Consider the following 23,889-nt stretch of genomic DNA (forward strand, 5'->3'; position numbering starts at 1 on the left):
TACTGGGGTTACTGAATCAAGTCATCTTATCGCATGCCGCAAGAGTGTGTCAGCACATCTTTCAAAGGCATGATACTGTGGTGTTTAAGGACCATAAAACACCATGAAAAACACGTGTGCATTGCGATTTTTACTTTTAAAATCAAATAGTTACGAAAGAGTATTAACGATATTACGACATATCTTTTGACTTCCTGCACCAATAGCGCAATAATCAATTTCATAGACGTAAGAAGCGTTACGACCAACACATAAAAGCCGACATCCGGCCATAAAGCCAGCTCATCGGCGCGGGCAATCCGCGCCACCCAAAGAAGCTGACCACGAAGAAAAACAAGATCAAAAGGAATTATACGAACCAGAGCCAGGGCAGGTGAACTGCCGGTGACTCGTGACAAGCAGGTTTCCATCATAAAAGGACATTCACATGACCATTTTTGACAACTACGCCGCACGATACGAACGGACCAAAGAAGAAGAGATGTCCATGAAGGAGTATCTCGAACTTTGCAAGAAAGACCGGCTGACCTATGCCAGCGCTGCCGAGCGCATGCTGGCCGCCATTGGCGAACCGACCCTGGTCGACACGCGCAATGACACCCGGCTGTCGCGTATCTTTGCGAACAAGGTCATCAAGATTTATCCGGCGTTCCGCGAGTTCTACGGTACGGAAGAAGTCATCGAGCAAGTGGTGTCCTACTTCCGTCACGCCGCGCAGGGCCTGGAAGAACGCAAGCAGATCCTTTATCTGCTGGGTCCGGTGGGCGGCGGTAAATCGTCGATTGCGGAAAAACTCAAGTCACTGATGGAGCATGTCCCCTTCTATTGCCTGAAGGGGTCGCCGGTAAATGAATCGCCGCTGGGGCTGTTCAACGAGGAAGAGGATGGCACCATCCTCGAAGAAGATTACGGCATCCCGCGCCGCTACCTGCGCAATATCCCGTCGCCATGGGCGGTGAAGCGCCTGCACGAATTCAACGGCGACATCAACCAGTTCCGCGTGGTGCGGCGCTACCCTTCCGTGCTGAAGCAGGTGGCCATCTCCAAGACCGAGCCGGGTGATGAAAACAACCAGGACATCTCGTCGCTGGTCGGCAAGGTCGATATCCGCAAGCTGGAAGATTATTCGCAGGACGATCCCGATGCCTACAGCTACTCGGGCGGCCTGTGCCTGGCCAACCAGGGCCTGATGGAATTCGTCGAGATGTTCAAGGCCCCCATCAAGGTGCTGCACCCGCTGCTGACTGCCACGCAGGAAGGCAATTACAAAGGCACGGAAGGCTTTGGCGCGATCCCGTTTGACGGCATCGTGCTGGCGCACTCGAACGAGTCGGAGTGGAAATCGTTCAAGAACAACCGCAACAACGAGGCTTTCCTCGACCGTATCTACATCGTCAAAGTGCCGTACTGCCTGCGTGTGACCGACGAGATCAAGATTTACGACAAGCTGCTGTTCAATTCCTCGCTGTCGGCCGCGCCCTGCGCACCCGGCACCTTGCGCATGATGGCGCAGTTTGCCATCCTGTCGCGCCTGAAAGATCCCGAGAATTCCAGCGTGTTCAGCAAGATGCTGGTCTACGATGGCGAAAACCTCAAGGACACCGACCCCAAAGCCAAGTCGCTCCATGAGTATGTGGACTATGCCGGCGTCGACGAGGGCATGAATGGTTTGTCGACGCGCTTTGCATTCAAGATCCTGTCCAAGGTCTTCAACTTCGACAATACGGAAGTGGCGGCCAATCCGGTACACCTGCTGTACGTGCTGGAGCAGCAGGTCGAGCGCGAGCAATTCCCGCCCGAACTGGAACAGAAGTACTTCTCGTATATCAAGGAGCACCTGGCCCAGCGCTACGTCGAATTCATCGGCAAGGAAATCCAGACCGCGTATCTGGAATCGTATTCCGAATATGGCCAGAACATCTTCGACCGCTACGTGACCTTTGCCGACTTCTGGATCCAGGATCAGGAATACCGCGATCCCGATACCGGCGAAAGCTTTGACCGCGAGTCGCTCAACAACGAGCTGGAGAAAATCGAAAAACCGGCCGGCATCTCGAATCCGAAAGACTTCCGTAACGAGATCGTCAACTTCGGCCTGCGTGCGCGCGCCAATAACGGCGGCAAGAATCCGGCGTGGACCAGTTATGAAAAATTCCGCACCGTGATCGAGAAGAAGATGTTCTCCAACACGGAAGAATTGCTGCCGGTGATTTCGTTCAACGCCAAGGCCAGCGCGGAAGACGCCAACAAGCACGCCGACTTTGTCGCGCGCATGGTGGAAAAAGGCTACACGGCCAAGCAGGTACGCTTGCTGTGCGAATGGTATCTGCGTGTGAGGAAGTCGTCCTAAGCAGCAACTGCGCGCCTCCAGTGCACAGGAGGCGCGGCGCCGACCAATAGCAGCAGGAGGCATCTTTTGACTTACCTCATCGACCGACGTTTGCAGGGCAAGAACAAGTCCGCAGTCAACCGCGAACGCTTCTTACGACGTTACAAGGCCCAGATCAAGGACGCGGTGGGACGCGCCATCAAAGGCCGTTCCATCACCGACGTTGAGAACGGCGAAAAAGTCTCCATCCCGGTCAAGGATGTGAGCGAGCCCTCGTTTGGCCATGCCCACGGCGGCATCTGGGAAGTGGTCAACCCCGGCAACCAGGAATACCAGAAAGGCGACCAGATCAACCGCCCCAAAGGCGGTGGCGGCGCCGGCCGCGGCAAGGCCGGCAATAGCGACCAGCTCACCGAGGACGACTTCATCTTCGAGCTGTCGCGCGAAGAGTTCATGAACTACTTCTTCGAAGACCTGGAACTGCCGCACATGGTCAAGACCCAGCTGACCGCCTCCACCGATTTCAAGAACCAGCGCGCCGGCTACAATATGTCGGGCACGCCGTCGAACATCCATGTGCTGCGCTCGCTGCGCGGCGCCCTGGGCCGCCGCATTGCCGTCGGCGGCAGCTCGCGCAAGCGCGTCGTCGAGGCCGAGCGCGAGCTGGAAGAGCTGCTGCTGGAAGGCGTGCCGCTGCAGGACCCGCGCGTGGTCGAGCTCAAAAAGCTGATCCACCATCTGCACACGCGGCTGCTGGCCATCCCGTTCATCGATCCGTTCGACCTGCGCTATACCAACCGCGTCAAGGTGCCCAAGCCGATGACGCAGGCGGTGATGTTCTGCATCATGGACGTCTCCGGCTCGATGGACGAAACGCGCAAGGATACGGCCAAGCGCTTCTTCATCCTGCTGTACCTGTTCCTCAAGCGCGTGTACGACAAGATTGAAGTCGTGTTCATCCGCCACCACACGGCCGCGGCCGAGGTGGATGAGGAGGAATTCTTCCACTCGCGCGAGTCGGGCGGCACGGTGGTGTCCTCTGCCCTGCACCTGCTGGACAAGGTGATCGATGAGCGCTTTGGCGGCGGCAGCTGGAACGCTTATGTGGCCCAGGCCTCGGACGGCGACAACTGGGACAACGATTCGGTGCTGTGCCGCCAGCTGCTGGTCAACACCATCATGCCCAAGGTGCAGTACTACACCTATGTCGAGATCACCGATGGCCCGCCGCAAAACCTGTGGGAGCAATACTCACAGGTGCCGGACCACCATCCGCACTTCGCCATGCAGAAAATTGTGACGCCGGCTGATATTTATCCGGTATTCCGTGAACTGTTCAAGAAACAGCCGAAGTAGTGGAGCACATTGATGAACGACATGACGCCCAAGCCCAAGCATCCGAACGCCCTGCCGGAGCAATCCGAATGGACATTTGAGCTGATCGAGCAGATACACCAGGAAATCCGCCGCGTGGCCGAGGGCTTCGGGCTGGATACTTACCCGAACCAGCTGGAAATCATCACTGCCGAGCAGATGATGGATGCCTACACCTCGGTCGGCATGCCGGTGTCGTACAACCACTGGTCCTTCGGCAAGCACTTCCTCAGCACCGAAAAAGGCTACAAGCGCGGGCAGATGGGGCTGGCCTACGAAATCGTCATCAACTCCAATCCCTGCATCGCCTATCTGATGGAGGAGAACAGCCTGACCATGCAGTCGCTGGTGATTGCGCATGCGGCCTATGGTCACAATTCCTTTTTCAAGGGGAACTACCTGTTCCGCACCTGGACCGACGCCGACGCCATCGTCGACTACATGGTGTTTGCCAAGAATTACATCGCCGAGTGCGAACAGCGCCACGGCATCGATGCGGTCGAACTGCTGCTGGATTCCTGCCACGCCATCCAGAACTACGGCGTCGACCGCTACAAGCGGCCCGCCAAGCTGTCGCTGGCGCAGGAACGTGCACGCCAGAAGGAACGCGAGGCCTACGTGCAGTCGCAGATCAACGAACTGTGGCGCACCCTGCCCAGGCGCGAGGAAGAGGAAGTCAACAAGGCCGCGCCGCGCTTCCCGCCGGAGCCTGAGGAAAACCTGCTGTACTTTATCGAAAAGTACGCGCCGCTGCTGGAGCCATGGCAGCGCGAGATGGTCCGCATCGTGCGCAAGATTTCCCAGTACTTCTACCCGCAGCGCCAGACCCAGGTCATGAACGAAGGCTGGGCCACGTTCTGGCACTACACCATCCTCAACCAGTTGTACGATGAGGGCGTGGTCAGCGATGGCTTCATGATGGAGTTTTTAAAGAGCCACACCAACGTGGTCTACCAGCCGCCCGTCAACAGCCCGTATTACAGCGGCATCAATCCGTATGCGCTGGGCTTTGCCATGATGACCGACATCCGCCGCATCTGCGAACACCCGACCGACGAGGACCGCGAGTGGTTCCCCGACATCGCCGGCAGCGACTGGCGCAAGACGCTGGACTTCGCAATGCGCAATTTCAAAGACGAAAGCTTCATTGCCCAATACCTTTCGCCCAAGCTGATCCGCGAGTTCCACTTCTTTGCCGTGCTGGACGACGACAACAATGAAAAGCTCAGCGTGTCCGCCATCCACGACAACCTGGGCTACCGATACGTGCGCCAACAGCTTGCAGAACAATATAACCTCGGTAACCGTGAACCCAACATCCAGGTCTGGTCGGTCAATACGCAGGACGACCGCGCGCTGACCTTGCGCCATACCCAGTTCCAGCGCCGTCCGCTGAACCAGCAGGCCGGCGAGGTCCTGAAGCACGTTGCACGCTTATGGGGCTTCGACGTCCATCTGGAAACCGTGGCGCCCAATGGCGACGTTGTCAGTTCACTCGAAGTCAAACGGGAGAAACGCGGCCGTATTCCCTGACCCAACATATATATAAGGCTTTTTGTACGCCGTGGCTATCAGGCACGGCTCTTGCAAGAGTCTGAACCGGGGTCGGCGGGGGCGCGCCGGCCCCGGTTTTTTCATTGAGGGCATGGCACGAACCGGAAGTCAATATTTTTCTGCTTTGAACGGTCTGGCGAGCCGAGCAAGAATTTCAAAAAAGAAACATTTGCAGCCAAATTATCAATTGTTCGTAGTAAAATTACCTGGATAAAATTCCGTTTTTGTCCTTAAGGGAAAACTAAGTAACGTCGTGGTGCGTCAGCGCACAAAAATGCGCTGGGCAATCTTGTTGATTGGGCCAGAACGGTGCAAAGTGAGCGCTACCACATAGGAAAACCCTATGAAATTTAACCGGTTTTAGGGATGAAAATTCTATGTAAAATCAAGAATTCGTATGTATAATTCGCCGACGTCCCGGATGCGGCTGTTGTTTTGTGTCGCCATTTTGGGGTTTAAGTAGCACCAAAGAGAGTTGGTATTGGAGAAAGCAGGCATGAATTTCACGCACAACGAGAAAAGCACCGGGAAGAACTTTACAGGCATCACTATTGTCGTTTTGTTGCACCTCCTGGTTGCTTATGGGATCGTGACGGGCTTGGGAAAACGTCTGGTGGCCAAAATGGTCGCACCAGTGGAGACCAAGATCATTGAGGAGGTCAAACCTCCTCCACCGAAAGAACTCCCACCACCGCCACCTCCGCCAGAGATGAAGGCACCACCACCGCCATTCATCCCGCCAGTTGAGGTGAACGTGCAGCAGCCCCCACCACCGCAGAACGTGATCGCTAACGCGACCAACGTGAAACCGGCAACGACGGATATCCGTCCAGCACCACCAGCCCAGCCAGCGCCTACCCCAGGCCCAGCGAAGACTGGCGTGCGTACCGCTGCTGTGGTTGACTTCAGCACTTGCGCCAAGCCGGAATGGCCGAAGTCGTCCCTGCGTAACGAAGAAACCGGTACTGTCCAGCTGTCGTTCCTGATTGCTGCCGACGGTCACGTTGCCGAGGGTAAGGTTGTGAAATCAAGCGGCTTTAGAGATCTGGATAAAGCTGCGGTCGCTGGTATTACGAAGTGCCGTTTCAAACCGGCTACTGAAGACGGCGTACCGAAAGAAGGCTGGCAGCAGATGCAATACGTCTGGACGCTGGAGTAAAACCGAGGCAGAACACCGTCTCAATTAGTAATTTTCGTTGTCACTACGCCAGCGATCTGATTATTTTATCAATTTGGAGGAAGCATGTTTAAGAATACCCGTTTGTCCGCTGTACTGGCCGCTGTGCTGTTCTCGGTGACCGCAGCCACCGCCCTGGTAAGCGCCCCAGCGTTCGCTGACGCGCCAGCCTCGGCAGCCGCTTCGGCCCCAGCAGCCGCTCCAGCGGATGCGGCAGCAGCACCTGCGCCAGCAGCAGAAGCTCCAGCAGCACCAGCAGCTCACGGTAAAGAAGAAGTAGACAATCCATACGGCTTCGCTGCTGTGTGGGAAGCAGGCTTCGTTTCGCGCGGCACCCTGATCATCCTGTCGCTGATGTCGATGGGTTCGTGGTACATCATCATCACCAAACTGATCGACCAGACCAAGATCTTCAAACAGTCGAAAGAAACTTCGGCCAAGTTCTGGAAAGCTTCGTCGATCGCTGCTGGTTCGGCTTCGCTGACCGAAGGCTCGCCATTCCGCTTCATCGCTGAAACCGGCACCAAGGCTACCCAGCACCATGACGGCGCCCTGCTGGAACAAATCGACCTGTCGACCTGGGTGACCATGTCGATCCAACGCGCTGTTGACAAAGTTCAATCGCGTCTGCAAGACGGCCTGTCGTTCCTGGCAACCGTGGGTTCGACCGCACCGTTCATCGGTCTGTTCGGTACCGTTTGGGGTATTTACAATGCACTGATCGCCATCGGCATGTCGGGTAACGCATCGATCGACAAAGTAGCAGGTCCAGTGGGTGAAGCGCTGATCATGACTGCTTTCGGTCTGTTCGTGGCAGTTCCAGCCGTTCTGGGTTACAACTGGCTGGTACGTCGTAACAAGTCGGCAATGGAAGACGTACGTGCTTTCTCGGCTGACGTTCACTCGGTGCTGATCTCGGGCGCAATGTCGACCGCAACCGGCTCCAAAAAAGTTGGGTAATTAACCATGTCCATGTCCGTAGGCTCCGATAGCGGAGACGAAGATCAAGTCATGTCGGAAATCAACACGACGCCCCTCGTGGACATCATGTTGGTTCTGCTGATTATCTTCCTGATCACGAGCCCGGTTGTTCTGAAGCTGATCAAGATCAAGCTGCCAGAAGAAACCAACCAGGTTATTCAGACCAAGCCGGAAGACGTGAACATTGTCGTGAGCAAAGATGGCGACATCTACTGGAATCAACGTAAGATGCGCGATGCGAACGAACTGTTCGACAATCTGAAGGTGGAAGCTGTTAAATTGCCTCAGCCGGAAGTCCACGTACGCGGTGACCAAGAGACCCGCTACGAAGCAATCGGCAAGGTTATTTACACTACCCAGCGTGCTGGTATTCAGAAGGTCGGCTTCATCACCGAACCGCCTGATAAGGGTTAATACCCGACAGTGCATCGCAGACCTGATACGTCAGGTCTGCCCTTCTTAAAAGGAAACATCATGAGTATGAATGTCGGCTCCCCATCCGCAGGCGCGGATCCGGAACCAATGATGGAAATGAATATGACGCCCCTCATCGACGTGATGCTGGTGCTGATTATCATGATGATCATTACGATTCCTAAAGCCAACCATTCGGTCAACCTGAACATGCCGGTCGGCACCCCGCCACCGCCAACCAAGGAACCAGTGGTCATTACGATTGACGTCGACTTCGACGGTACGATTCTGTGGGATAACGCAGTGGTTCCTGACCGCGGCACCCTGGAAGCGAAACTGACCGATGTCGCAGCGCAAGCTGATCAGCCGGAAGTGCATCTGCGTCCGAACAAGCTGGTGTCGTACAAAGTCGTAGCAGGCGTGATGGCTTCGGCCCAGCGTCTGGGCGTGACCAAAATTGGTCTGGTCGGTAACGAACAGTTCCAGTAATACGTCCCATGTAAAATAATAGGCAGGACCCTTCCTGCCTATTTTCGTTTTTTGATGAAAGAAAACTCACCCATGACCAAGTTTCGTCTCGCTCATCTCGGCCTGGTAATGGCCGCTATTGGTTTTACTGCAGCAGCCCCCATCGCAGGTTTCTCGTCGGTCGCCTACGCAGCAGAAACGGTGCGCGCAGAAATCGGCAAACCATTGCAAGAAGCACAGAAACTGGCCGCGGCCGGCAAGAACAAGGAAGCACTTGCCAAACTGAAAGAAACTGACGCAGTCGGCGGCAAAACCGCCAATGAAACCTATCTGATCGAGCGCACCCGTGCCTCGGCTGCTGTGGCTGCTGGCGATAACGACGCCGCTGCCCGCGCCTTTGAGTCGGTCATCAATTCGGGCAAGCTGTCGCCTGCCGAATCCGCCAAATTCTCGGAAGCCCTGGCTGGTATCTACTACCGCGCCAAGGACTACAACAAAGCTGTGACCTGGTTCCAGCGCGTGCTGAAAGACAATCCAAACAATAGCTCGGCACACGAATACATCGTCCAGATCCTGTACACCTCGGGCAAATATGCTGAGGCTGCCAAAGAACTGCAGTCCACCAAAAACCTGAGCGAAAACCAGCTGGGCATGCTGGCCAACATCCAGCTCAAACAGAACGACAAGGCCGGCTACGTGCAGACCCTGGAAAAGATGGCTGCCAGCTATCCAAAAGCCCAGACCTGGGCCGACCTGCTGCAACGCGTCCAGACCAAGCCAGGCTTCTCGTCGACGCTGTCGCTGGACCTGCTGCGTCTGCGCCTGTCGCTGGGCCTGCTGACCAAGCCAAACGACTACATGGAAATGAGCCAGCTGGCACTGCAAGCCGGCAACCCGGCTGAAGCCATCAAGATCATCGATCAGGGCTACAAAAAAGGCGCACTGGGCACCGGTGCAGATGCTGCCCGTCACCAGCGTCTGAAAGACCTGGCGGCCAAGACCCAGACCGAGTTCGACGCCAAACTGGCTGCGAACCAGGCGGAAGCTGAAAAGGCCAAGGATGCTGACGCGCTGGCCAACCTGGGCTTCGCCCTGGTTTCGCAAGGCAAGGCTGACAAAGGTCTGCCACTGCTGGAGGAAGCTGTGAAACTGGGTACCGGTAAAAATCCGGAAGCCATCAAACTGCACCAGGGCCTGGCGCAGAACATCGCTGGCAAGAAAGCGGCTGCGCTGAACACCCTGAAATCGGTCAAAGGCACGGACGGCACCGCCGACCTGGCCCGCTACTGGACCATGAACATTAACCATCCGATGTAATTCGGATAGGCTGATGCACAAAGCGCTGTCCGGCCCGCCGGCAGCGCTTTTTTTTCGCTTTGAGGGATTCCCCGTATAATCCCCTATTTGCGACAAGTTTCCCCCAAGATTCCCATGAAGGTATTTCGAGGTCTTCCCAATGCAGCGGCGCGTGCGCCCTGCGCGCTCACGATCGGCAACTTTGACGGTGTCCACCTGGGCCACCAGGCATTGCTGGCCCGCGTGCGCGCTGCCGCCTCCAGGCTGGAACTGGAAGCGGCCGTGATGACCTTCGAACCGCATCCGCGTGAGTTCTTCGCCCGCAAGGCTGGCGACCTGTCGCGTGCCCCGGCCCGCATCGCCAACCTGCGCGACAAGCTGCAATCGCTGTCCGACAATGGCATCGACCGCGTCATCGTCGAACACTTCTCCGATTCCTTTGCCGCGCTGACGCCGCAGGAGTTCACCGAGAAAGTGCTGGTCGAAGGACTGCACGTCAAATGGCTCATGGTCGGCGACGACTTCTGCTATGGCGCCCGCCGCGCCGGCAATGTGCAGATGCTGCTGGAAGCGGGCCAGAAATACGGCTTCCACGTCGAGACCCTGCCGACCGTGATGAACGGCAGCACCCGCATATCCTCCTCCGCCGTGCGCGCCGCGCTGGGCGAAGGCGATTTTCCGCATGCCGAAGCACTGCTGGGCCATCCCTACGCCATCTCCGGCCATGTGATCCACGGCCAGAAACTGGGCCGCACGCTGGGCTTCCCGACCCTGAACCTGCGCGTGCCGCACCGCCCTGCGCTGTCGGGCATCTTCATCGTGCAGGTGCATGGTTTGAGCGAACAGCCGCTGCCCGCCGTGGCCAGCCTGGGCGTGCGCCCGACCGTCGATGACAGCGGCCGCGTGCTGCTGGAAGTGCACGTGTTCGACTTCGCCCAGAACTGCTACGGCAAACAGGTGCGCGTCGAATTCCTGCAGAAAATCCGCGACGAAGAAAAGTACATCGACCTGCCGACGCTGACCGCCGCGATCGACCGCGACGCCGCCATCGCCCGCGACTTCTTCGCCAAGCGCGCCACCGACCGAATTTGACCGCGCGATCAGCTACGAGCGCCGGCTACACAGAACACCCAAATAAATCACTGAACGCACACCATGTCCGATAACAAATCCGCAAAGAAGCCTGAAAGTAAATACCCGGTCAACATGACCGAAACCCCGTTCCCGATGCGCGGCGATATGGCCAAGCGCGAGCCGAACTGGGTCCAGCAATGGCAAACCAAGAAAATCTATGAGCGCGTGCGCAAGGCTGCCGCTGGCCGTCCTAAATTCATCCTGCACGACGGTCCTCCGTACGCCAACGGCGACATCCACATCGGCCATGCCGTCAACAAGATCCTGAAAGACATGGTGGTCAAGGCCCGCACCTTCGCCGGCTACGACGCGCCTTATGTACCGGGCTGGGATTGCCACGGCATGCCAATCGAAATCCAGATCGAAAAACAGTACGGCAAAAACCTGCCGACCGCCGACGTGCTGACCAAGGCCCGCGCCTACGCGCTGGAACAGGTCGACCGCCAGCGCAAGGACTTCATCCGCCTGGGCGTACTGGGCGAATGGCAGAATCCTTACCTGACCATGAACTACTCCAACGAGGCCGACGAACTGCGCGCCCTCGGCAAGATGCTGGAAAAAGGCTATGTCTATCGCGGCCTGAAGCCGGTCAACTGGTGCTTCGACTGCCAGTCCGCACTGGCCGAAGCGGAAGTGGAATACCAGGACAAGCGCGACCCGGCAATCGACGTCGGCTTCAAGTTTGCCGAATTCGACAAGCTGGCCAGCGCCTTCGGCCTGGACAAGCTGCCAACCGAGAACGGCTTCATCGTCATCTGGACCACCACGCCATGGACCATCCCGTCCAACCAGGCGCTGAACGTGCATCCGGAACTGAAATACGCGCTGGTCGAGACCTCGCGCGATGGCCAGCCTTTGCTGCTGATCCTGGCCCAGGACCTGGTGGAATCCTGCCTGGCGCGCTACAAGCTGGAAGGCGTCACCATCGCCACCTGCGACGGCGCAGCGCTGAGCGGCATCAGCTTCCGTCATCCGCTGCACGCATCGGACGCCTTCTACGACCGCCTGTCGCCGATGTACCTGGCCGACTACGTGACCGCAGACAGCGGCACCGGCGTGGTCCACTCGGCGCCAGCCTACGGCCTGGACGACTTCATCTCGTGCAAGGCGCACGGCCTGAAGGACGAACAGATCCTGACCCCGGTGCTGGGCGACGGCAAATACGCCGAGTCGCTGCCGCTGTTCGGCGGCATGACCATCTGGGAAGCCTCCAAGCCAGTCTGCGCCGCGCTGAAGGATGCGGGTGCGCTGTTTGAAGTCAAGATGTTCGACCACAGCTACATGCACTGCTGGCGCCATAAAACGCCGATCATCTACCGCGCCACCTCGCAGTGGTTCGCCGGCATGGACGTGCATCCAAACGACGGCGGCGCCACGCTGCGCCAGGCCGCGCTGGCCGGCATCGAGCAGACCGAATTCTTCCCGGACTGGGGCAAGGCGCGCCTGCACGGCATGATCGCCAACCGTCCCGACTGGACCCTGTCGCGTCAGCGCCAGTGGGGCGTACCGATGGCCTTCGTGGTCCACAAGGAAACCGGCGCCCTGCATCCACGCACGCCGGAACTGCTGGAACAGGTGGCCAAGCTGATCGAACAAGGCGGCATCGATGCCTGGCAGGCGCTGGACCTGAAAGATCTGATCGGCGACGAAGCGGCCCACTACCAGAAGAACAAGGACACGCTGGATGTCTGGTTCGACTCCGGTTCGACCCACCAGACCGTGCTGCGCGGCTCGCACAAGGAGCAATCGGCCTTCCCGGCTGACCTGTACCTGGAAGGTTCGGACCAGCACCGCGGCTGGTTCCACTCGTCGCTGCTGACTTCCTCGATGCTGAACGGCGCCCCGCCGTACAAGGCGCTGCTGACCCACGGCTTCGTGGTCGATGGCGAAGGCAAGAAGATGTCCAAGTCGATCGGCAACACCGTGGCGCCGCAAGACGTCTGGAACAAGCTGGGCGCCGACATGCTGCGCCTGTGGGTCGCCTCGACCGACTACACCGGTGAACTGTCGATCTCCGACGAGATCCTCAAGCGCGTGACCGAATCGTATCGCCGCATCCGCAACACGCTGCGCTTCCTGCTGGCCAACCTGTCCGACTTCGACGCCGCCAAAGACGCCGTGCCGGTCGCCGAGCTGCTGGAAATCGACCGCTACGCCATCGCCAACATGGCGCAGCTGCAGAAGGAAATCGAAGCGCACTATATGCAGTACGAATTCCAGCCGGTCTACTCCAAGCTGCAGAACTACTGCTCGGAAGACCTGGGCGGCTTCTACCTGGACATCCTGAAAGACCGTCTGTACACCACCGGCGTGACCTCGTCGTCGCGCCGTTCGGCCCAGACCGCGCTGTGGCACCTGACCCAAAGCCTGCTGCGTCTGATGGCGCCTGCGCTGTCCTTCACCGCCGAAGAAGCATGGGAAATCTTCGCCGGTGCAGAAGGCTGGAAAGCCAGCGACGAAACCATCTTCACCCAGACCTGGTGGCAGCTGCCGGAACTGGCCGATGCCGAAGCCCTGCTGGCCAAGTACGCAACGCTGCGCGCAGTGCGTACCGAAGTCACCAAGCAGCTGGAAGACCTGCGTACCTCGGGCGCGATCGGCTCCTCGCTGCAGGCGGAACTGAGCATCAAGGCTGCCGGCGACAAGTTCAAGGCGCTGGCCAGCCTGGATGATGACCTCAAGTTCATCTTCATCACCTCGCTGGCATCGGTGACCGAAGTGGCGGCGGAGTCGGAAGAAGCAGTCGCCGTGGCGGCATCGACGGCGGAAAAGTGCGAGCGTTGCTGGCACTACCGCGCCGACGTCGGCGCCCACGCGGACCATCCGACCCTGTGCGGCCGCTGCTACAGCAACCTGTTTGGTGCGGGCGAAAAACGCAAGTTCGCTTAATATGACGGCCGCTGCGTTTTAAAAGAACGCGGCGGCGACGCCGCTACAAACAAACGACTACTTTTATGGCCACCAAAAAAATCTTCCCGACCAAGTCCTCGGCGAGTCTGACGCCCTGGCTGTGCATCGCTGCTCTCGTCATCCTGATCGACCAGCTGACCAAAATCACCATCACCAAGACCTTCCAGCTCGGTGAAGAGAAAGCCATCACCTCGTTCTTCAATCTGGTACTGGCCTATAACAAGGGCGCGGCATTCAGCTTCCTGAGCAACAGCGGTGGCTGGCAGCGCTACTTCTTCACCGGCATCGGCATCGTCGCCGCCATCTTCATCGTCTATCTGCTGAAAAAAAACGGTAGCCAGCGCATGTTTGCCTGGGCGCTGTCGCTGATACTGGGTGGCGCACTCGGTAACGTCATCGACCGCCTGCTGTATGGCCACGTGGTCGACTTCCTGGATTTCTACTGGCGCGGCCTGGGCCACTTCCCGGCCTTCAACGTCGCCGATTCGGCGATCTGCGTCGGCGCCGGCCTGTTCATCCTGGACGAACTACGCCGGGTGAACAAATAACACGGAGCAGCCATCATGATGGAATTGACTGGTAAGAAAATCGTTCTCGGCCTGTCGGGCGGCGTCGCCTGCTACAAAGCCGCAGAACTGTGCCGCGCCTTTACCAAGGCCGGCGCCTCGGTGCAAGTGGTGATGACCGAAGCGGCCACCCACTTCATCACGGCTGTCACCATGCAGGCCCTATCCGGCCGCCAGGTGTACACCGACCAGTGGGACCCGCGCGTCAGCAACAATATGGCCCACATCGACGTCACGCGCGATGCGGACGCCATCGTCGTCGCGCCCTGCTCGACGGACTTCATCCGCAAGCTGGCCCACGGCGCCTGCGACGACCTGCTGTCAACCATGTGCGTAGCCCGTCCGCGCCACGTGCCGCTGCTGATCGCACCCGCCATGAACGTGGAAATGTGGCAGAACCCGGCCACCCAGCGCAATGTGCAGCAGCTGCGCGACGACGGCATCACCATCTTCGGTCCGGCGGCCGGCGACCAGGCTTGCGGCGAAGTAGGCCTGGGCCGCATGCTGGAGCCGGAACAGCTGCTGGAAGAAGTCATCGCCTCGTTCCAGCAGAAAGTCCTGGCGGGCAAACGCATCATGATTACCGCCGGCCCGACCTTCGAACCGATCGACCCGGTACGCGGCATCACCAATCTGTCTTCGGGCAAGATGGGCTACGCCGTAGCACGCGCCGCGCGTGAAGCGGGCGCCGAAGTGACGCTGGTCTCCGGCCCGGTCACGCTGCCGGTGCCGTTTGGCGTCCAGCGCATCAATGTGCAGAGTGCGCAGCAGATGTTTGATGCAGTGATGGCCGACGTCGATCACCAGCACATCTTCATCGCGGTGGCAGCGGTGGCCGACTGGCGCATCGCCAACGCCAGCGAGCAGAAACTGAAGAAGAATCCGGACGGCACCGCGCCCGACCTGAAGTTCGAGCAGAATCCGGACATCCTCGCCACGGTGGCAGCCCGAACCAACCTGGCAGGCCACCCCTACTGCGTCGGCTTTGCCGCCGAATCGGAAAACCTGGTGAAGTTCGGCGCCGACAAGCGCGAGAAAAAAGGCATCCCTCTGCTAGTAGGGAATATCGGCCACCACACCTTCGGCCAGGACGACAACACCATCATCCTGTTCGATGAAAACGGCCACACCATCCTGCCGCGCGCCGACAAGCTGACGCTGGCGCGCCAACTGATTTCGGAGATCTCGAAACGGATCTCGCAACACTCCTTATTTGCTAAATAAATGAAAAACGTAGACGTTAAAATCCTTGACCCGCGCATGAAAGACCAGCTGCCGGCGTACGCAACGCCAGGTTCGGCAGGTCTGGACCTGCGCGCCTGCATCGACGCGCCGATGGTGATTGAAGCGGGTCAGACCGTGCTGATTCCGACCGGCCTGGCGATCCACGTCGCCGATCCGGGCTATGCGGCCATGATCCTGCCGCGCAGCGGCATGGGCCACAAGAACGGCATCGTGCTGGGCAATCTGGTAGGCTTGATCGACTCCGACTACCAGGGCCAGTTGATGATCTCGACCTGGAACCGCGGCCACAGCACCTTTACGCTGAACCCGATGGAACGCCTGGCGCAGCTGATTATCGTACCGGTCGTGCAGGTCGGCTTTAACGTGGTTGAGGAATTCGACACCAGCGAACGCGGCGCCGGCGGTTTCGGCAGCACTGGCAAACACTAAAAAATGGAGACGGAGCACAGGGATGAACAAGACGCATAACATTGGTATATTCTCCCTTGTGGCGGCAAGCGCGCTGCTATCCGCCTGCTCCACCTTCCAGGCCACGCCGGCAGCGCCGGAACCTGCGCCCGCAGTGGTCAGCAGCGTGACCGAAGAGCCGCCCGTCGTTACCGCCAAAATGGCCACTGCGCGCGCGCAACTGAGCCAGATGGTGGCGCTGCAGGACCGCCTGTACCGGATTGCCGCTCCCCTCCTCATCAACAACGCGGACCTGTGCCGCACGCAGGCGCGCAACCTGCTCGGCTTCACCGCCAAGAACAAATACTCCTACTCCGGTGAATTTGTCGATGCCGCCGAAGCGGTGCTGAACTACGGCGACCGCCTGGAAGTGGCCAGTGTGCTGTCCGGCAGCGGCGCCGCACGCGGCGGCCTGCGCAAAGGCGACGCCCTGATCGCCGCCAACGGCAAGGTGCTGCCGGTGGGCGCCAATGCGGAAACGCTGGCGGCCGGCATCCTTGGCCCGCTGGCCAGCAGCAGCCAGTCGCTGGACCTGACCGTGTCGCGCAATGGCGCCACCCAGCAGCTCAAAGTGCCGGTGACGCGCGCCTGCGCCTTCAAGATCGATATCGGCAACGCCGATAACGTCAATGCCTATTCCGACGGCCAGCGGGTGATGATCACGCGCGGCATGGTCAACTTCGCGCAGAGCGACGAGGCCATCGCCTACGTGCTGGCCAAGGACATCGCCCACAATGTGCTGGGTCACGCGGCCACCACCAAACAGGCTTATACCATCGGCAGCATCATCGACAACCTGGTGGCCGCGCGCCCCGATGTCTCCATGTTGATCGGCACCGCTGGCGTCAAGCCGATGCCGCAAGACCTCGATGCGGCAGCCGACTACCTGTCGCTGTACATGGTGGCGCGCGCCGGCTACAAGGTGGATGGCGCACGCGCCTTCTGGCAGCGGCTGGCCACCCAATATCCGGCCTCGGTGCTCAACGGTTATACTGCAAACCACCCAGCCGTCGCCCATCGCCTGACCGTGATCGACAAGACGGTGACGGAAATCAGGAACAAGCAGGCTGCCAAGCGGCCTTTGATCCCTTAACTTGCGGAAGTGCGCCATGAACAAGTCCGGCCTGATCGCAGTGATGTTGATGTTGGTGGCCGGCCTGGCGCAGGCGGCGCAATGGATGAAAGTCAGCGGCAGCGCCGGCAATACCGTCTACATCGATAAAGCCAGCGTCATCAAGATCGACAAGACGCGCAAAGTCTGGTCCATGCAAAACTATGCACGGCAGCAGAAAACCCCCGAAGGCAAGCTGTATCGCTCGGTGAAGATGCTGCACGTGTATGCGTGCGAAGAGCACACCACCACCCTGCTCGCACAGGTCTACTATCCGGACACCATGGGCAAGGGTGAGCCGGTCGAAAACTACAAGTTCGAAAAATTCAACCCGGAAGACATCGTGCCCGACAGCCCGTTTGACAGCGCGCTGGCCGCGGCTTGCAAGATCTAATTGGGGAAGTTGGGGAACACCGTCGCCATCAGCCAGGTCAGGCCGGCGCAGACCAGCACAGCGAAAATCAGCACGATCAGCAGGCGGCCGAATTTAGGGCTACCATCATCTTCCTTGTGTGGCATCTCAGTTCCCTGCAAGCTTTAGAGAGCCGTAGTATATTCCATTCATGGACTCTATCGACCTCGAAGTATTGAAAACCAGCGCCGGATGGATCGCCGCCGGACGGCGCTGTGAGCTCATCACCGTCATCAAGACGTGGGGCTCCAGTCCGCGCCCGATCGGCGCTACGCTGGCCATCTGCGAAGATGGCACGGTGATTGGTTCCGTCTCCGGCGGCTGCATCGAGGACGACCTCATCGCCCGTGTACGCAACGAGGGCATACACCGCACCACGCCGGAAATCGTCAGCTACGGCATCACCGCCGACGAGGCCCACCGTTTCGGCCTGCCATGCGGCGGCACCATTGAGCTGTCGATCGAGCCTCTGTCGTCGCGCAGCCGCATCGACGAACTGCTGGCACGGCTGGAGCGGCATGAGCTGGTGCAGCGCCGCGTCGATCTGCACACCGGCGAAGTGGAGCTGTCCAAGGCCGCTCCGGGCACGCAGTTGCAGGTCAGCGAGCAGGCCATGGTAACCATCCACGGTCCGCGCTGGCGGCTGCTGGTGATCGGCGCCGGGCAGCTGTCGCGCTTCCTGGCGCAGATTGCCACGGCCATGGATTACCACGTCATCGTCTGCGATCCGCGTGAAGAGTATCGCGCCGGCTGGCATGTGGACGGCGTGGAGCTGGTGCACGATATGCCGGACGATATCGTGCTGGCCATGCAGCTGGACCGGCGCAGCGCCGTGGTGGCGCTGACGCACGATCCCAAGCTGGACGACCTGGCGCTGATGGAAGCGCTGAAGTCGGAGGCCTTTTACGTCGGCGCCATCGGTTCGCGCAAGAACAACGCCAAGCGGCGCGAGCGTCTGCTGGAATTCGACCTGACGCCGGAGCAGCTGGCGCGCCTGCACGGGCCGATCGGCCTGTACATCGGCAGCAAGACGCCCTCGGAAATTGCCATCTCCATCCTGGCGGAGATGACCGCGATTAAAAACGGCGTCCCGACCGACATGATCGTGCCGCATGCCGCCGCGCCGACCACACCCGGCGACGCCGTGTGCGTGGTTGAAAGCGGCGCAGTTTAAAAGCAAGAAACGGCTGGCGTAAAGCCGCATCATCCGGCGACAATACCGGCGCCAACACACAACTGGAATCAGCATGAGCACCGCCAACCTACTTCGCCTTTTCCTGCTTGCCGCCATCTGGGGCGGCTCCTTCCTGTTCATGCGCATTGCCGCTCCCGTACTGGGCGCCGCCGTGCTGATCGAATACCGCGTGCTGTTTGCCTCCCTCTTCCTCGCAGCAGTTGGCGTATTCCTCAGGAAGAAGCTGGACCTGAAACAGCACTGGAAGCATTTCCTCATCCTTGGCCTGTTCAACTCCGCCCTGCCCTTCCTGATGTTTGGATTTGCCGCACGCACGCTGTCCGCGTCATTGCTGGCGGTGCTGAACGCCACCACGCCGCTGTGGGGCACGCTGATTGCCGCCGTATGGTCGCGCACCATGGTCAGCGGCAAAGTATTGCTGGGCCTCGCGCTGGGCACCTGCGGCGTCGCGCTGCTGGTGGGCTTTGACCACGTCAGCTCCAAGCCCGGCGCAGGCCTTGCGATTGCCGCCGTGCTGTTCGCCTCCTTCAACTACGGCATCGCCAGCAACTACGCCAAGCAGGCCAAGGCTGTCGAACCGTTTGCCAATGCACATGGCTCCATGTGGGCATCAACGCTGCTGGTACTGCCAGTGCTGCCCTTCTTCCCGGCTCCCGGTGATCCCACCGTCGGCATCATGGGCGCGGTGATTGCCTTGGGTGTGCTCTGCAGCGGCATCGCCTACATGATTTACTTCCGCCTGATTCAGGACGTTGGTCCATCATCTGCCCTGACGGTGACCTTCCTTAGCCCGCTGTTTGGCATCCTGTGGGGCGTGCTATTCCTGGGCGAGACGGTGGGCTGGTATACCTTTGCCGGCGCAGCCATCGTCCTCACCGGCACGGCGCTGGTGACGGGCTTCCGGCCAGGCTGGGGCTTCTTGCGCAAGGCGACGGCATGAAGCCGTTCACGCTGGAGCTGCCGGTAGATTACCGTCTGGACGACGTCCTGGCCTTTCACCGCCGCGACATTGAAAGCGTCGCAGAAGAAGTCAGCGCGGACCGGCTGCGCAAAGGCGTGTTGCTGGACGGCGTGCCAGTCGTGCTGGATATCGCGCTGCCACATGGAGAAAACGCCATCTGCACCGTCCACGCAGAAGGCACGCTCAGCGCAGCAGGCAAGCAGCAGGCGCGCGAAGCGGCGCTCAGCATCCTAGGCCTGCGTATCGATCCCGCGCCATTCAGCACCTTCGTCAAAAAAGACAAACTGTTTGCCGCACTGGCGCGCCGGCAGCCCGGCCTGCGCATCGTGCAATCGGCCACCGTATTCGAGGCGCTGACCTGGGCCATCATCGGCCAGCAGATCAACCTGGCGTTTGCCATCTCGCTGCGCCGCGCATTTGTGCTGCAAGCAGGCCGTCAGCATAGCAGCGGCTTATGGTGTTATCCCGATGCGCCCAGCGCAGCCCAACTGACGCTGGAAGACCTCACCAGCCACAAATTCTCGCGCGCCAAGGCGGAAACCGTGCTGCGGCTGGCCGCATTGGTAACCAGCGGCGAACTGCGTCTGGACGTCGCGGAAGATAACAGCATCGAACAAATCTCCGCCAACCTGCTGGCCGTCAAAGGCATCGGCCCGTGGACCGTCAACTACGGCCTGCTGCGCGGCTACGGCTATGCCGACTGTTCGCTGCACGGCGATGTCGCCATCCGCGCCGCGCTGCAAACACTGCTGGGCGAAGAGGCCAAACCCGACATCAAGCGCACCGAGGAAATCCTCGCCCGCTACAGCCCTCACCGCACCATGGCCGCCGCCCACCTGTGGGCCAGCCTGCACCCGCGCGACTAAATTTTGCTTGAGCCTGACGTTACGTCAGGCTCTACGCTCTCTCTACTACCAACAAGGAGAGCAATATGGCATTTCCATCCCCACTGAAGCCCAGCGCCTGGGTCACCGCCACTGCGCGTGCCGCACATCAGCTGTACGACGCACCGCTGATCCTGCGCGATCCACTGGCCCTGCGCATACTTGGCAGCGAACGCGAAGCTGAGTTGCGCGCAGACGACCAGCGCCAGCAGCACCCCCTGGCCGCCGCCATGCGCGCCGCCATGGCCGTCCGCGCCCGCCTTGCCGAAGACAGCTGGAGCGATGCACAGCAGCGCGGCGTCCAGCAATACGTGATCCTCGGCGCCGGCCTGGATACCTATGCCTACCGCAGTAACGCAGCAGCAGCACGCATTTACGAAGTCGACCTGCACGCCATGCTGCAATGGAAACGCGATTGCCTGCGCGCCGCCGGCATCGCGGAACCTGAGCACGTACGCTATGTCGCTACCGACTTCACCACCACCGCGCTCATGGAAGACCTGCTGCAAGCTGGCTTCGATGCCGCGCTGCCGGCCTGCTTCTCGTGGCTGGGGGTGAGCATGTACCTCAAGCCGGATGAAGTCATGCGGACCTTGCGCGAGATCGCCGATTGCGCGCCGGGCAGCAGCATCGTGTTCGACTACTGCGTCCACCGCAAGCACCTGAGCGAACAGGAACGCACAGGTCTGGACTTCATCGCCGCAGCGCTGGCCGCGCAAGGCGAACATCTGCAAAGCAGTTTTGAGCCACCGCTGCTGGAGCACGTGCTGCGCCAGCAGGGCTTCCGGCATCTCGACGACTTCGACGCGGAGTCGCTCGGCACGCGCTACGGAACGCGCCTGAGCGGCATTTTCCGCCTGCTGCGTGCCACGGTTTAAACTATCCGGCATGGAAAAGAATGTACTGAAAATCGGCGAACTGGCGACGCGCACCGGCCTCACCGTGCGCGCCCTGCACCATTACGACAGCATCGGCCTGCTGACACCATCCGCGCGCGCCGATGCCGGCTATCGCCTGTACAACCGCGCCGATGTCGCGCGCCTGCACCGCATACAGGCACTGCGCAAATTCGGCATGTCGCTGGCGGACATCGCCACCTTCCTCGATAGCGAAGACGCGCCATTTGCCGACATCGTCGCCCAGCAGATCGACGCGCTGGACAAGCAGATCGAACAGGCCAGCGCGCTGCGTGGCCATCTCGCGCGCCTGCAACAGCAAATGGCGGGCGACGACGATCCCACGCTGGAAGACTGGCTGGACGCGCTGGAGCAGATGAAGCTGTATGAGCAGTACTTCACGCCGGAAGAACTGCGCCGCCTGCCCTTCTGGCAGCAGGAGGCACGCCGCAACGCCCGCTGGCGCGCGATGGTCGGAGAAGCGCAAGCCATGATGGCGCGCGGCGTCGCGGCCGACACCGAGGAAGCGCGGCGGCTGTCCCAGCGCTGGATGGAGTCACTCGAACACGATACCGGCGCCAATCCTGAATTCGCGTGGCGCATGTCGGCCATGCTGGAAAATGAGGAACTGGCAGGGCGTCGCACGGTGGTACCGGTGGGGGTCAAGGAATATATCGGCGAGGCCTTCAACGCCCACAAGATGGCGCTATATGCGAAATACCTCAACGAAGAAGAGATGCGCCACTTGCGCGCCAACAGCCGCAAGCAGGTCAATGAATGGCTCAAGCTGTTCATGCGCCTGCATCAGCACATGCAGCAAGGTGTGCCGCCAGAGCATCCGTCGTCACAGGCCCTGGCACAGGAATGGATGGCGCTGTTCCGCGCCCGCGCGGGCGACAGTGCGCAAGTGCAGGCCAGGATACGCCATGCACATGACAACGAGCCCGAACTGCTGAGGGGAACCTGGGTCACACCAGCCATCATCGCCTACATCCGCCAGGCCGTGGCTGCTTGCAGCGCCGCTTGATCGCGCATAAAGTGAAAGTCCGCTTGCCGTTCTACGATGGTGCCCCATGGACGATCACCTCAACAGCCTTTACGAAACCGATGCGCTGATCTGGACCGAAACCCAGATCGCCTTGCTACGCGCCGGACAATTCGATCAGCTGGATCTGGAAAACATCATTTCCGAGCTGGGGTACCAAGTACGAAAAGACAAAAACGAAGTCGCCAGCCGGCTGTGCGGTCTGATGACACACCTGCTGAAATACCAATTCCAGACTCAACGGCGCTCGCGCAGCTGGGTCAGCACCATCATTCAACACCGTATCGCTATTCTGGGCATCTTCAACCAGATGCCCAGCCTGCGGCCGCACATCGATGAATATGTCGCGTATTACTATCCCAAGGCAGCACGCGCCGCCGCACGGGAGACCAAACTTTCTCGCACTGTCTTCCCGGCAGAAAATCCTTACACCGTCGAGCAAATCCTCGACGAAGAATTTTTCCCGGGCGAAAACGAAAAAGCCGTTGAACCTTAACGGTATCAACGGCTTTAGAATTTGGTTGCGGGGACAGGAGACTTGCTCCAGAGACGCGTCAAGTAGGGCAGAACCATTGAACCTAAAGGCGAAACGTGGCAAGGAGCTAGCGGGTGCAGGGTTCAAGAGGACGTGCCACGAAGTGTATCACCTTTGGCCCGCCACCAATGGCACTTTAAAACTTGCCTAAGTAAGCGGACGCGAAGTTGAGTCACTATGCTAAAAGTGTCCATCCATCGTTGTTGCCGGAGTATCAAAATCGACCGTCCAAAGTCCCCGATGCCTCAAAATGAAGAGCTGTTAATGGTTGCTGCACTTCACAACTTGCCAGACAGTGCGCCATTGACGACGCAAGAAGCAGCTATCTTTCCGCGAAGCTCAGTTAGTGCACTGGAGACGCTCAGAAGACTTGGCACTGGGCCGTTGTATATCCAGCACTCTGTAAGAGGAGTTAGTAGCACGAATCAGAAGTGTCTATACCAAAAGGCCGACCTGCTAGCTTGGCTAGACCATCACAAGTTATCTTCAGTGGTGCAGTCCGCTCAAAGGAAGGGACAAATTTAACCCAACGAGATGTTTTTTTTGCAAGAATGTTCTTGCGTGAAATTTTATACACCTGACGCACCTGTTTGAGGTGAAAAGTAAGCGTAAAGCCAGCGCCGTCTAGACTCTGCTCGCAGCACCATCCATGATCTAATTTTGGCACGGCATTTGTGCCCACAAATTTTGATTATGGACACAAATTTTCAACCAGTCACTTCCACCAATTCACGTGGTCACTACCGTCAGCATCCGCTGGAGTTCAAACGTGCCTTGGTGGCATTGTCGCTGCAGCCAGGTGTTTCGGTGGCGCGCATTGCGCGCGACCATGGCGTCAATGCCAACCAGGTGTTCAGCTGGCGTCGGTTGTATCAGCAAGGACGTCTCGGTGCAGCGGCGTTAATGCGCGACGATGGTCTATTGCCGGTGGTGCTGGCGTCAACGGCGCCGGTCC

The 23,889-nt window shown here is 59.4% G+C and carries 24 protein-coding genes; 22 read left to right on the forward strand and 2 right to left on the reverse strand.

Annotation, left to right across the window (positions count from 1 at the left end; all coding sequences use genetic code 11):
- Positions 1–26 precede the first annotated feature (26 nt).
- Positions 27–398 carry a hypothetical protein gene (locus BUA36_RS03865; protein ID WP_072781476.1) on the reverse strand — a complete coding sequence of 124 codons (372 nt, stop codon included), beginning with the start codon at positions 396–398 and terminating at the stop codon, positions 27–29.
- 29 nt (positions 399–427) lie between these two features.
- On the opposite strand from BUA36_RS03865, the gene BUA36_RS03870 reads away from it, so the two are divergent.
- From BUA36_RS03870 to BUA36_RS03940, 15 genes are all read left to right on the forward strand, one after another.
- Positions 428–2,350 (forward strand): PrkA family serine protein kinase, encoded by a 1,923-nt coding sequence (locus BUA36_RS03870; protein WP_072781478.1) that lies wholly within the window; start codon positions 428–430, stop codon positions 2,348–2,350.
- Between the two features lie 66 nt (positions 2,351–2,416).
- Entirely contained in the window at positions 2,417–3,685 is a 1,269-nt protein-coding gene (locus BUA36_RS03875; protein WP_072781479.1) for a YeaH/YhbH family protein, read from the forward strand.
- 12 nt (positions 3,686–3,697) lie between these two features.
- A complete protein-coding gene (locus BUA36_RS03880; RefSeq protein ID WP_072781480.1) occupies positions 3,698–5,236 on the forward strand; it encodes a SpoVR family protein in 1,539 nt (512 codons plus the stop codon).
- Between the two features lie 517 nt (positions 5,237–5,753).
- Positions 5,754–6,416, forward strand: coding sequence for an energy transducer TonB (locus BUA36_RS03885; protein WP_072781482.1), 663 nt, complete (start codon positions 5,754–5,756; stop codon positions 6,414–6,416).
- Between the two features lie 84 nt (positions 6,417–6,500).
- Positions 6,501–7,394: a MotA/TolQ/ExbB proton channel family protein gene (locus BUA36_RS03890; RefSeq protein ID WP_167544246.1), complete on the forward strand. Its 894-nt coding sequence runs from the start codon at positions 6,501–6,503 to the stop codon at positions 7,392–7,394.
- 6 nt (positions 7,395–7,400) lie between these two features.
- Entirely contained in the window at positions 7,401–7,829 is a 429-nt protein-coding gene (locus tag BUA36_RS03895) for an ExbD/TolR family protein (protein WP_072781483.1), read from the forward strand.
- A 60-nt stretch (positions 7,830–7,889) separates the two neighbouring features.
- The gene (locus tag BUA36_RS03900; RefSeq protein ID WP_202413757.1) at positions 7,890–8,318 is read left to right on the forward strand and encodes an ExbD/TolR family protein; all 429 of its coding nucleotides are present in this window, start codon (positions 7,890–7,892) and stop codon (positions 8,316–8,318) included.
- Positions 8,319–8,390: 72 nt separating this feature from the next.
- Positions 8,391–9,614 carry a tetratricopeptide repeat protein gene (locus BUA36_RS03905; RefSeq protein WP_229255598.1) on the forward strand — a complete coding sequence of 408 codons (1,224 nt, stop codon included), beginning with the start codon at positions 8,391–8,393 and terminating at the stop codon, positions 9,612–9,614.
- Between the two features lie 114 nt (positions 9,615–9,728).
- Positions 9,729–10,685, forward strand: coding sequence for a bifunctional riboflavin kinase/FAD synthetase (locus BUA36_RS03910; protein WP_072781487.1), 957 nt, complete (start codon positions 9,729–9,731; stop codon positions 10,683–10,685).
- A 63-nt stretch (positions 10,686–10,748) separates the two neighbouring features.
- Entirely contained in the window at positions 10,749–13,616 is a 2,868-nt protein-coding gene (gene ileS, locus BUA36_RS03915; RefSeq protein ID WP_072781489.1) for an isoleucine--tRNA ligase, read from the forward strand.
- A gap of 65 nt (positions 13,617–13,681) precedes the next feature.
- A complete protein-coding gene (gene lspA / locus BUA36_RS03920) occupies positions 13,682–14,185 on the forward strand; it encodes a signal peptidase II (protein ID WP_072781491.1) in 504 nt (167 codons plus the stop codon).
- A gap of 18 nt (positions 14,186–14,203) precedes the next feature.
- Positions 14,204–15,427, forward strand: a complete 1,224-nt coding sequence (gene coaBC / locus BUA36_RS03925) for a bifunctional phosphopantothenoylcysteine decarboxylase/phosphopantothenate--cysteine ligase CoaBC (protein WP_208861850.1) — start codon at positions 14,204–14,206, stop codon at positions 15,425–15,427.
- Positions 15,428–15,877: a dUTP diphosphatase gene (dut, locus tag BUA36_RS03930; RefSeq protein ID WP_072781494.1), complete on the forward strand. Its 450-nt coding sequence runs from the start codon at positions 15,428–15,430 to the stop codon at positions 15,875–15,877.
- A 22-nt stretch (positions 15,878–15,899) separates the two neighbouring features.
- A complete protein-coding gene (locus tag BUA36_RS03935) occupies positions 15,900–16,988 on the forward strand; it encodes a M48 family metallopeptidase (protein ID WP_072781496.1) in 1,089 nt (362 codons plus the stop codon).
- 16 nt (positions 16,989–17,004) lie between these two features.
- Complete coding sequence (locus BUA36_RS03940; protein WP_072781498.1) at positions 17,005–17,400, forward strand: surface-adhesin E family protein; 396 nt, start codon at positions 17,005–17,007, stop codon at positions 17,398–17,400.
- Here BUA36_RS03940 and BUA36_RS31405 read toward each other — a convergent pair.
- Positions 17,397–17,525, reverse strand: coding sequence for a hypothetical protein (locus tag BUA36_RS31405; protein WP_255490708.1), 129 nt, complete (start codon positions 17,523–17,525; stop codon positions 17,397–17,399). The two genes, BUA36_RS03940 and BUA36_RS31405, sit on opposite strands and share 4 nt — an antisense overlap.
- Positions 17,526–17,569: 44 nt before the next feature.
- Here BUA36_RS31405 and BUA36_RS03945 point away from each other — a divergent pair, with 44 nt between their 5' ends.
- From BUA36_RS03945 to BUA36_RS03975, 7 genes are all read left to right on the forward strand, one after another.
- Positions 17,570–18,592 carry an XdhC family protein gene (locus tag BUA36_RS03945; RefSeq protein WP_072781499.1) on the forward strand — a complete coding sequence of 341 codons (1,023 nt, stop codon included), beginning with the start codon at positions 17,570–17,572 and terminating at the stop codon, positions 18,590–18,592.
- A gap of 73 nt (positions 18,593–18,665) precedes the next feature.
- Positions 18,666–19,553 carry a DMT family transporter gene (locus tag BUA36_RS03950; RefSeq protein WP_072781501.1) on the forward strand — a complete coding sequence of 296 codons (888 nt, stop codon included), beginning with the start codon at positions 18,666–18,668 and terminating at the stop codon, positions 19,551–19,553.
- Positions 19,550–20,440 (forward strand): DNA-3-methyladenine glycosylase family protein, encoded by an 891-nt coding sequence (locus BUA36_RS03955; RefSeq protein WP_072781502.1) that lies wholly within the window; start codon positions 19,550–19,552, stop codon positions 20,438–20,440. Before BUA36_RS03950 ends, BUA36_RS03955 begins: the two co-directional genes overlap by 4 nt.
- A 65-nt stretch (positions 20,441–20,505) precedes the next feature.
- A complete protein-coding gene (locus tag BUA36_RS03960; RefSeq protein ID WP_072781504.1) occupies positions 20,506–21,336 on the forward strand; it encodes a class I SAM-dependent methyltransferase in 831 nt (276 codons plus the stop codon).
- 10 nt (positions 21,337–21,346) lie between these two features.
- Entirely contained in the window at positions 21,347–22,381 is a 1,035-nt protein-coding gene (locus BUA36_RS03965) for a MerR family transcriptional regulator (protein ID WP_072781505.1), read from the forward strand.
- A 46-nt stretch (positions 22,382–22,427) separates the two neighbouring features.
- The gene (locus tag BUA36_RS03970) at positions 22,428–22,895 is read left to right on the forward strand and encodes a DUF29 domain-containing protein (protein WP_072781507.1); all 468 of its coding nucleotides are present in this window, start codon (positions 22,428–22,430) and stop codon (positions 22,893–22,895) included.
- Between the two features lie 732 nt (positions 22,896–23,627).
- Positions 23,628–23,889 (forward strand): transposase (locus BUA36_RS03975; RefSeq protein WP_139260332.1); only part of this gene is annotated, 262 nt, incomplete at its 3' end.

This window comes from Duganella sacchari (genome assembly GCF_900143065.1).
GTDB lineage: Bacteria > Pseudomonadota > Gammaproteobacteria > Burkholderiales > Burkholderiaceae_D > Rugamonas > Rugamonas sacchari.

What these genes read in the sequence shown, in the direction of transcription:
- BUA36_RS03870 (WP_072781478.1), top strand. Translation starts at nt 428, where the DNA reads ATGACCATTTTTGACAACTACGCCGCACGATACGAACGGACCAAAGAA.
- BUA36_RS03880 (WP_072781480.1), top strand. Translation starts at nt 3,698, where the DNA reads ATGAACGACATGACGCCCAAGCCCAAGCATCCGAACGCCCTGCCGGAG.
- BUA36_RS03885 (WP_072781482.1), top strand. Translation starts at nt 5,754, where the DNA reads ATGAATTTCACGCACAACGAGAAAAGCACCGGGAAGAACTTTACAGGC.
- BUA36_RS03890 (WP_167544246.1), top strand. Translation starts at nt 6,501, where the DNA reads ATGTTTAAGAATACCCGTTTGTCCGCTGTACTGGCCGCTGTGCTGTTC.
- BUA36_RS03895 (WP_072781483.1), top strand. Translation starts at nt 7,401, where the DNA reads ATGTCCATGTCCGTAGGCTCCGATAGCGGAGACGAAGATCAAGTCATG.
- BUA36_RS03900 (WP_202413757.1), top strand. Translation starts at nt 7,890, where the DNA reads ATGAGTATGAATGTCGGCTCCCCATCCGCAGGCGCGGATCCGGAACCA.
- BUA36_RS03905 (WP_229255598.1), top strand. Translation starts at nt 8,391, where the DNA reads ATGACCAAGTTTCGTCTCGCTCATCTCGGCCTGGTAATGGCCGCTATT.
- BUA36_RS03910 (WP_072781487.1), top strand. Translation starts at nt 9,729, where the DNA reads ATGAAGGTATTTCGAGGTCTTCCCAATGCAGCGGCGCGTGCGCCCTGC.
- ileS (WP_072781489.1), top strand. Translation starts at nt 10,749, where the DNA reads ATGTCCGATAACAAATCCGCAAAGAAGCCTGAAAGTAAATACCCGGTC.
- lspA (WP_072781491.1), top strand. Translation starts at nt 13,682, where the DNA reads ATGGCCACCAAAAAAATCTTCCCGACCAAGTCCTCGGCGAGTCTGACG.
- coaBC (WP_208861850.1), top strand. Translation starts at nt 14,204, where the DNA reads ATGGAATTGACTGGTAAGAAAATCGTTCTCGGCCTGTCGGGCGGCGTC.
- dut (WP_072781494.1), top strand. Translation starts at nt 15,428, where the DNA reads ATGAAAAACGTAGACGTTAAAATCCTTGACCCGCGCATGAAAGACCAG.
- BUA36_RS03935 (WP_072781496.1), top strand. Translation starts at nt 15,900, where the DNA reads ATGAACAAGACGCATAACATTGGTATATTCTCCCTTGTGGCGGCAAGC.
- BUA36_RS03940 (WP_072781498.1), top strand. Translation starts at nt 17,005, where the DNA reads ATGAACAAGTCCGGCCTGATCGCAGTGATGTTGATGTTGGTGGCCGGC.
- BUA36_RS31405 (WP_255490708.1), bottom strand. Translation starts at nt 17,525, where the DNA reads ATGCCACACAAGGAAGATGATGGTAGCCCTAAATTCGGCCGCCTGCTG.
- BUA36_RS03945 (WP_072781499.1), top strand. Translation starts at nt 17,570, where the DNA reads ATGGACTCTATCGACCTCGAAGTATTGAAAACCAGCGCCGGATGGATC.
- BUA36_RS03950 (WP_072781501.1), top strand. Translation starts at nt 18,666, where the DNA reads ATGAGCACCGCCAACCTACTTCGCCTTTTCCTGCTTGCCGCCATCTGG.
- BUA36_RS03955 (WP_072781502.1), top strand. Translation starts at nt 19,550, where the DNA reads ATGAAGCCGTTCACGCTGGAGCTGCCGGTAGATTACCGTCTGGACGAC.
- BUA36_RS03960 (WP_072781504.1), top strand. Translation starts at nt 20,506, where the DNA reads ATGGCATTTCCATCCCCACTGAAGCCCAGCGCCTGGGTCACCGCCACT.
- BUA36_RS03965 (WP_072781505.1), top strand. Translation starts at nt 21,347, where the DNA reads ATGGAAAAGAATGTACTGAAAATCGGCGAACTGGCGACGCGCACCGGC.
- BUA36_RS03970 (WP_072781507.1), top strand. Translation starts at nt 22,428, where the DNA reads ATGGACGATCACCTCAACAGCCTTTACGAAACCGATGCGCTGATCTGG.